Source organism: Bradyrhizobium jicamae (assembly GCF_001440395.1).
Classification (GTDB): domain Bacteria; phylum Pseudomonadota; class Alphaproteobacteria; order Rhizobiales; family Xanthobacteraceae; genus Bradyrhizobium; species Bradyrhizobium jicamae.
This window is the reverse complement of sequence record NZ_LLXZ01000202.1, coordinates 62,545-70,106: the sequence shown is the minus strand read 5'-3', so window position 1 is coordinate 70,106 and position 7,562 is coordinate 62,545. Positions and strand designations below refer to the sequence as shown.

Annotated in this window: 8 protein-coding genes; 4 read left to right on the top strand and 4 right to left on the bottom strand. The window is 61.2% G+C overall.

The window, feature by feature from the left end:
* Positions 1-501: DUF1501 domain-containing protein (locus CQ12_RS35055; protein WP_157088666.1), on the top strand; the 501-nt coding region annotated here is incomplete at its 5' end.
* A gap of 32 nt (positions 502-533) precedes the next feature.
* Here CQ12_RS35055 and CQ12_RS35050 read toward each other — a convergent pair.
* Positions 534-1,520: an AraC family transcriptional regulator gene (locus tag CQ12_RS35050; protein ID WP_057839834.1), complete on the bottom strand. Its 987-nt coding sequence runs from the start codon at positions 1,518-1,520 to the stop codon at positions 534-536.
* Positions 1,521-1,662: 142 nt separating this feature from the next.
* Here CQ12_RS35050 and CQ12_RS45375 point away from each other — a divergent pair, with 142 nt between their 5' ends.
* Positions 1,663-2,028 carry a hypothetical protein gene (locus CQ12_RS45375; protein ID WP_057839833.1) on the top strand — a complete coding sequence of 122 codons (366 nt, stop codon included), beginning with the start codon at positions 1,663-1,665 and terminating at the stop codon, positions 2,026-2,028.
* A gap of 208 nt (positions 2,029-2,236) precedes the next feature.
* Positions 2,237-3,832 carry an arylsulfatase gene (locus tag CQ12_RS35040; protein WP_083519606.1) on the top strand — a complete coding sequence of 532 codons (1,596 nt, stop codon included), beginning with the start codon at positions 2,237-2,239 and terminating at the stop codon, positions 3,830-3,832.
* Positions 3,833-4,379: 547 nt separating this feature from the next.
* Here CQ12_RS35040 and CQ12_RS35035 read toward each other — a convergent pair.
* From CQ12_RS35035 to CQ12_RS35025, 3 genes are all read right to left on the bottom strand, one after another.
* Positions 4,380-5,318: an aldo/keto reductase gene (locus tag CQ12_RS35035; RefSeq protein ID WP_057839832.1), complete on the bottom strand. Its 939-nt coding sequence runs from the start codon at positions 5,316-5,318 to the stop codon at positions 4,380-4,382.
* A gap of 262 nt (positions 5,319-5,580) precedes the next feature.
* A complete protein-coding gene (locus CQ12_RS35030) occupies positions 5,581-6,042 on the bottom strand; it encodes a GNAT family N-acetyltransferase (RefSeq protein WP_057839831.1) in 462 nt (153 codons plus the stop codon).
* A 107-nt stretch (positions 6,043-6,149) separates the two neighbouring features.
* Entirely contained in the window at positions 6,150-6,962 is an 813-nt protein-coding gene (locus tag CQ12_RS35025; protein ID WP_057839830.1) for a PAS-domain containing protein, read from the bottom strand.
* 200 nt (positions 6,963-7,162) lie between these two features.
* Between CQ12_RS35025 and CQ12_RS35020 the strand changes: the two genes are divergently transcribed.
* Positions 7,163-7,516, top strand: a complete 354-nt coding sequence (locus tag CQ12_RS35020) for a DMT family protein (RefSeq protein ID WP_057839829.1) — start codon at positions 7,163-7,165, stop codon at positions 7,514-7,516.
* Positions 7,517-7,562: the final 46 nt, after the last annotated feature.

The following is a 7,562-nucleotide window of genomic DNA, read 5'->3' as shown; positions in this document are numbered from 1 at the left end:
CTGGCGGCGCGCGGCGCGGCTCGCCTGATGGGGGCCGACAACGGCCCGCGGATCGGCGCGCTCGCCTTCGACGGCTGGGACACCCATGCCAATGAAGGCGGCCCGGTCGGGCGGCTGGCGCAACTGCTCGGCGGCCTCGATGGCGCATTGGCGGAGTTCGAAACCGGGATGGGACCGCGCTGGCGCGACACGGTTATCGTGGTCGCCACCGAATTCGGCCGCACCGCGCGCATCAACGGCACGCAGGGCACGGATCACGGCACCGGCACGATCGCGCTGCTCGCCGGCGGCGCGGTGAAGGGCGGCCGTGTGATCGCGGACTGGGCGGGCCTGAAGCCGGCGAGCCTCTATCAGGGACGCGATCTCGCGCCGACCACAGATCTCCGCGCGGTGATGAAGGGGGTGCTGAAGGATCAGTTCGGACTGGCGGAGAAGGTGCTGGCGGAGTCGGTGTTTCCGGATAGTGCGGCGGTGAAGCCGATGCAGGGATTGGTGGGGTGAGGGGCTCGTCCCACCCACGGTGTCGCTATCGGTTACCCGCGCGCCGTCTTCAGGGTCGCCGAGGGACGCTCGCCGAAAGCAGCATGATAATACTTTGCAAAGTGTCCCAGATTGCTAAATCCACAAGCGTAGGCGACCGATGTAACTGTCGTTTCGGGCGTCGCGCGCGTGAGCATTTCCTTTGCATGTCGCAGCCGAACTTGCCTCACGAAGGCCATCGGTGACACTCCGCGGCTCTTCCTGAATGTAAAGAACAGGCTCCGGATACCTGAGTTTGCAACATGGGCCAATGCTTCAACTGTTACAGGCTGATCCCAGTTCTGCTCAATATATTCCTCTGCAAGACGCACCTGCCAAGGTGCGACTGAGCGAACCGAATCTTCCTGCAGCAAGTGACTGTAATTGTGCAGATTGCAATTAAGGTAGGAGACGACAAGGGTCTGTTCGAGCTCGGCCAATACAAGACCGGGAAGCGGAGCATCGACACGATTCAATTCGCGCACCACAAACTCGAGCAGACGACGTTGAGCTATCGCCATTGCCGGAGCGGGTCTGACGCTGGTCGCAATGCGCGGGGCGTCGACCGGTCGACCGATAAGTCCGCTCAGCGTCTTGACCAACTTCTGCCGTTTGATCCTGAGGACCAGGTGCTCAAAATCGGATGAGTATTTGACCTGCATGTCTGCGTTTGGTCCGCAAGCGATGCCATTGCTACGCGATATCTCCCCCTCGGTCCCGTCATTAACAACGGAGCCGTGACCGCGAACGGGAAAGCCCTGGAGGTAGGTATCGCCGTGCGAAAGACAAACCGCCAACGGGGAGCCATAGCGGGCGTAGGTCACGCCGACATCTTCCATTTGCCGATGGTTGAGGCATCCCTCGAACGTCCGTTGGCCGCCGCGTCCCAGGTCCATCGACCAGACAGAAAAGAGGCCGGCAAGGCGTTGGCGGAGCTCGTCAACGTCGTGGGTGCGAAGGGCCGGAAATCGGCTTAACGGTTCGGTCCGCACGGTTTTCACCCCTGCGTCTCGCAAACTGAAAGGTTCGGCACAATTGTGCCGAACGTTGCAGTAACAGAGTAGCGCAAGCCGGCCATCGGGTGAACTCTTGGCCGGCCATTCAACGTAACAAAATGTCGCGGTCCGCCGCGGACCAATTTCAATGATCGAGGTCGATGCCGATCTGGAGGAAGGTATTGTCACAGCCCGTTTTCGCGGAGCAGTGACAAACCGCGAATTCATCGACCTGGCGACAACGATCGCCAATTTCGGATCGGTGGACCGGGTTCTGGTGTACCTCGACTGGGTTGGGATCGACCGCTGGGCGTTCTCAGTCCCGACCGCGGGCGGCGTAAACGAGTGGCGCAGGGCTCGCAAGATGATCGCGCGCGCCGCTCTCGTTCATCAACCTCGCCTGAACCGCCAAGCGGCCTGGCTGGCTGCGTTCTTGCGCAAGGAAGGCGTCAAGGTCCGCTCCTGGCGGCCACAGAATGCAGACGCGGCAGCGACGTGGTTGCGCATCGTCTAACGCTGCGACCTCCAGGACGTGAGTGGACCGATCCATCTTGAGGAAAATGCGCCGGCTCTTGCAGTTTTAGGCTGACCAATGCATTCGCTGAGTAGCGCTCTCCGCTAAATCGTCTGCAAGCTCTCGCGCATTGAACTCGGCGTGACCGACTGATCTGACCGGACTCTCGATCCGTCACCAGTGTCGTTGTAGCAGCGAGGCATTCATCATGAAGCTCACCAAGGCTCTGTTCTTGCTTACGACCATATCCGTTGCAGCCATGACCTCCGCACCGGTGGTCGCACAACAGCAGCAAAGACCCAACATCGTTGTCATCTGGGGCGATGACATCGGGCAATCGAACGTGAGTGCCTATTCACGGGGAATGATGGGCTACCAGACCCCCAACATCGACCGCCTCGCAAACGAGGGCGTGATGTTCACGGACTATTATGCGGAACAGAGTTGTACCGCTGGGCGCGCCTCGTTCCTCACGGGCCAATCCGGTTTGCGGACCGGAATGACCAAGGTCGGGCTGCCTGGCGCCACGCTCGGGTTGCAGAAGGAGGATCCCACCGTTGCCGAGCTGCTCAAGCCGCTCGGCTATGCCACAGGCCAATTCGGCAAGAACCATCTGGGCGACCGTAACGAATTCCTGCCGACGGTGCATGGCTTCGACGAATTCTACGGCAATCTCTACCACTTGAATGCGGAAGAAGAGCCGGAAAATCCGGACTATCCAAAGGACCCCGCCTTCAAGGCAAAGTACGGCCCGCGAGGTGTCTTGGACTGCAAAGCCTCCGACAAGGATGATCCCACGATTGATCCGCGCTTCGGCAAGATCGGTAAGCAAGTCTGCAAAGACACCGGCCCGTTGACCAAGAAGCGGATGGAAACCGTCGATGATGACGTCGCGGACCGAGCCGCTGATTTCATCAAGCGGCAGAAGAATGCGAACAAGCCATTCTTCATCTGGGTGAACTTCACCCACATGCACGCGCGTACGCACACGAAGCCGGAAAGCCTCGGCCAGGCCGGCCGCTGGCAGAGTTCTTACCACGACGCGATGATGGATCACGACAAGAACGTGGGGACGGTGCTCAAGGCGCTGGACGACCTTGGCATCGCCCAGGACACCTTCGTCATGTATTCGACCGACAACGGGCCGCACATGAACACCTGGCCCGATGCTGGGATGACACCCTTCCGCAGTGAGAAGAACACGAACTGGGAAGGGGCTTACCGGGTGCCGGCGATTCTTCGCTGGCCGGGCAAGATCAAGGCAGGGCAGGTATCGAACGAAATTACCGCTCACCACGACATGCTGCCGACCATTCTGGGTGTTGCCGGCGAACCGCAGGTGTCTGAAAAGCTGCGCACCGGACACAAAATTGGTGACATGACCTACAAGGTTCACCTCGATGGATACAATCTCGTCCCGTACCTGACCGGGCAGAACGCAAAAAGCCCGCGAGACTCATTCCTCTATGTCAACGACGATCAGGAACTGGTCGGATTGCGATACGACAACTGGAAAATTGTATTCATGGAGCAGCGCGCCAACGGGCAGTTTCTGCTTTGGGCCAATCCCTTTACCCCCCTGCGCGTTCCAAAACTCTTCAATCTCCGAACCGATCCCTATGAGCGGGCGGACGTTACCTCGAACACGTACTACGACTGGTTATTCGATCGCGTGTACCTGCTCGTGCCTGCACAGGATTACGTGGGCAAGTTCCTGACATCATTCCGTGACTACCCGCAACGGCAGAAGGCAGCCAGCTTCAATCTGGACGAGGTCATGGAGAAACTGAAAGAGCCGAAGTGACTCGTCGCCCTGGCTCCCGCGGTCCGACGATTGGCGCGTCATCGTCGTACCGCGGGGAAACGTTTCTCCGACAAGCAGAGATGTCGGAGTCGGCAGAAAGCGCTTCGTTCGTTGTTGAGTCCACAGAACGCCAAAAGGGAGGAATGACGATGAAAACGAAACTTGCAACGGCTCTTGCGGCATTCGTCCTGGTTTCAGGATTTGTGGCCGCTAGCACCAGGGAAGCCGGTGCTGTCGTGTACTGCCAGTACATCAGCTATCCCGCCGGCTGCATTGTCAGGCCCGGCGTCGTCCTTCGGCCAAGGCCGGTTGCACGGGCCGCCGCCCGCGAGGCGGTGCGCCCTGGAACACCCATGAATCGGGGTGGGCCAGTCAATCGCGTCGGCAGATACTGACGTTTCAATGGCGTGACCGCAGCGCTAGGAGACGGTGTCGAGTAGCAGTCGGCTCGATTCATGGGTGCGCGGCGTAGCGCAAACATTGGTGGTTATGGGTCCCTGCTCCCGTGCGCATTTGTGCACCGGGCAGGGACACACCGAACAATTGCTCACTTCGTAATCTCATCCACCTGCGCCATCTCCTCCGCGCTCAGCGTCCAGCCGATCGCTTTCACGTTCTGCTCGACCTGTTCGACGCGGGTGGCACCGGCGATCACGCTTGAGACTTGCGGGCGCTGGGCGAGCCAGGAGAAGGCGAGTTCGAGCATGGTGTGGCCGCGCGCTTGCGCGAAGGCCTGCAGCTTTTCGACGATGTCCTCGTTGCGCGCGGTGACGTAGCGGTCCTTCAGCGCCGGCGCCTTGGCGAAGCGGGTGTCGGCGGGGGCGGCTGCGCCGCGCTTGTATTTGCCGGTCAGAAGCCCGCTTGCCAGCGGAAAGAACGGCAGCAGGCCGAGCTTGTATTCCTCAGCTGCCGGCAGCAGATCCTTTTCGATGCCGCGCACCACGAGGCTGTATTCGTCCTGGCAGGAGACGAAGCGGCTGACGTTCATCTGCCGCGCCAGCATTTCGGCTTCCGCGATCCGCCACGCCGGAAAGTTCGAATTGCCGATGTAGCGGACCTTGCCCTGGCGGACGAGATCGTCGAGCGCGCGCAGCGTCTCCTCCATCGGTGTCAGCGGATCGTAGTCGTGCTGCTGGTAGAGATCGATGTAGTCGGTCTTCAGCCGTGTCAGGCTGGCCTCGACTGCGGACATGATGTAGCGGCGCGAGGCGCCCTGCCTGGTGCCGTCGGTCGCCATCGGCTTGGCGTACTTCGTCGCCAGCACGATGTCCTTGCGGCGATCACCCAGCACGGTGCCGAGCACAGTCTCGGAGCCGCCCATGCCGGCATAGATGTCGGCGGTGTCGAACAGGGTGATGCCGAGGTCGATCGCCTTGTGGATCACCTTGCGCGAGGTCTCGAGATCGGTGCGCTGGCCGAAATTGTTGCAGCCGAGGCCGACGGCGGAAACGCGCAGGCCGGAGCCGCCGAGATTGCGAATTTGCATGGAGCGATCCTGTGGGAGGGCGGAGAGGGCGCATTGTGGCCCGCACGGCCTCGACCCGCAAGCAGCGGTGCCACTGGCGTCGTGCTTGGCAGCCATGCAGCACAAAAAGAGGCGGCCCCGGTCAGACGCGGCGACTGACGGGGACCGCTGGGGCGCGTGATCTGAGACGGGGGGCCTGATCAGACGCAGGCGCAACCTATCCGTGCTTTGTTACGCGCGCGTGACATCCAAACTTATCCACAGGCGAGCCGAAAGCCGTGCCTCACAGCATCTTGCGATACACCACGAAGCCGGAGCGTTCCGCGACCTTGTCGTAGAGCTGCATCGCGGTGTGGTTGGTCTCGTGCGTCTGCCAATAGACGCGCGATCCGCCGGCGAGCTTGGCCTGTTCGTAGACGCCATTGATAAGCGCGCGGCCGACGCCCTTGACGCGCGATTCCGGATTGGTGAACAGGTCCTGCAGATAGCAGTTCGGCTCGATCATGGTCGTGGAGCGGTGAAACAGGTAGTGCGTCAGCCCGAGCAGCTTGCCGCCGCTCTCGGCGACCAGCGCGTGCACGGGCTCATAGGCATCGAAGAAGCGCGCCCACGTCATCGCGGTGATCTCGGGAGCCAATGCGGTCGGGCCGGAGCGGCCGTAGAAGGCGTTGTAGCCGTCCCACAGCGGCAGCCATTGCGCGTAGTCCTGACGGGTGACGAAGCGGATAATGAGGTCGCCGGACATTGAGCGATTCCGTTCTTGTTGGGAGGTGACGCGCTGGAGGAATGTCTGTCATTACTACAGACACGAGAGCCGGCGATCAATGTCGCGAGGGAAATGCGATGCCGCTGCTATTCCGCGGCGCCGAGATGCCGGGCGAGGCTGCGATGGCCGCCGCGTAACGTGCGATAGTACTCCGCGCTGCCGGGATCGTCGGTGTGGCGGACGAGGTCGGTGATCGGCGTGTAGCTCAGCATGCGTCCGCCGTCGGGCAGCGCGGTGCAGGTGAAGCGCAGCACCTCGCCGTCCACGAGTTCGATGTTGATCGGCGTGGAATCGCCGGTGCGGATCATCTCGGTGCGCTTGGCGATGAAGGCGCTCAGTTCATCCTCGGGCAGTTGCCAGGCGCCGGTGTCGCGGCCGTGATACATCAGCGCGATGAAGGGCGGCTTGCTGTCGGCCTGCGCGTCGGACAGCTTGAAGTAATCGCGGAAGGCGCGGTTGATGAATTCGGCGCGGGTGTCGGAATCGAGCAGGACGATGCCGATATCGACCTGGTCGAGCGCGGCCGACAGGCGGTCCGCGGTGGCATGATGCTTCTTCTCCCACGCGAAGGCATCGACCCATTTCTGCCTGAGGAGCCCGGTGATCAGCGCGGTGCCGCCGGCGGTCGCCGCGAGCAGCAGCATGCGCGACAGGTCCGACATGTCGTAGCCGGGGGTGGCGCGGTGGTTGAGGAAGAACAGCGCGGAAGACGCTACCGCGATGACGGCGCTGGCCATGCCGGAGGCAATGCCGCTGATGGAAGCGGAGAAGGCGACGATGCAGACGAACAGCGGCGCGGGATTGGGGACCGAAACGAAGTGCCGGTCGACGAGGAAGGCGATCAACGCCGTCGCCGTTGTCAGAGCCGGACCGGAGATTGCGCGCCAGTTGAACTGCATGCCGTTCTCGTCACTTGCCGAGAATAAGACGCAAGCATGCCTGATTGTTTCGATTGTGCACGCCTTTCTGCCGCCAATCCTAAGAGAGCGTTGCGCGGACCGATCAGACTTTCGTATTTTTGAAATCAAATGATATCGAGTTATGGAACGGGGTGCCGTACCCCACGATTAGCGCACGACATTTTTCAAGAGGGAAATCGATGCCGACTGTTTCGCCGACGCTGCTGCCGATCCTGATGCTGTTTGCTTCCAACGTCTTCATGACTTTCGCCTGGTACGGCCATCTGAAATTCAAGGAAAGTGCGCTGCCGACGGTGGTGCTGGTGAGCTGGGGGATCGCCTTCGTCGAATATTGGCTGGCGGTGCCGGCCAATCGCTGGGGCAGTGCGGTGTATTCGGCAGCTCAGCTCAAGACCATCCAGGAGGTGATCACGCTGGTGGTGTTCGCCGCCTTCTCGGTGCTCTATTTGAAAGAGCCGCTGGGGTGGAATCACGCGCTCGGCTTTCTCTTCATCGCCATCGGTGCGTTTCTGATCTTTCACAAATGGGCGTGAGCGCTCTTGTATGGAGTATACGGAACAAGGCTGTTGAACAGGGGTT

What these genes read in the sequence shown, in the direction of transcription:
- CQ12_RS45375 (WP_057839833.1), top strand. Translation starts at nt 1,663, where the DNA reads ATGATCGAGGTCGATGCCGATCTGGAGGAAGGTATTGTCACAGCCCGT.
- CQ12_RS35025 (WP_057839830.1), bottom strand. Translation starts at nt 6,962, where the DNA reads ATGCAGTTCAACTGGCGCGCAATCTCCGGTCCGGCTCTGACAACGGCG.
- CQ12_RS35020 (WP_057839829.1), top strand. Translation starts at nt 7,163, where the DNA reads ATGCCGACTGTTTCGCCGACGCTGCTGCCGATCCTGATGCTGTTTGCT.
- CQ12_RS35040 (WP_083519606.1), top strand. Translation starts at nt 2,237, where the DNA reads ATGAAGCTCACCAAGGCTCTGTTCTTGCTTACGACCATATCCGTTGCA.
- CQ12_RS35030 (WP_057839831.1), bottom strand. Translation starts at nt 6,042, where the DNA reads ATGTCCGGCGACCTCATTATCCGCTTCGTCACCCGTCAGGACTACGCG.
- CQ12_RS35035 (WP_057839832.1), bottom strand. Translation starts at nt 5,318, where the DNA reads ATGCAAATTCGCAATCTCGGCGGCTCCGGCCTGCGCGTTTCCGCCGTC.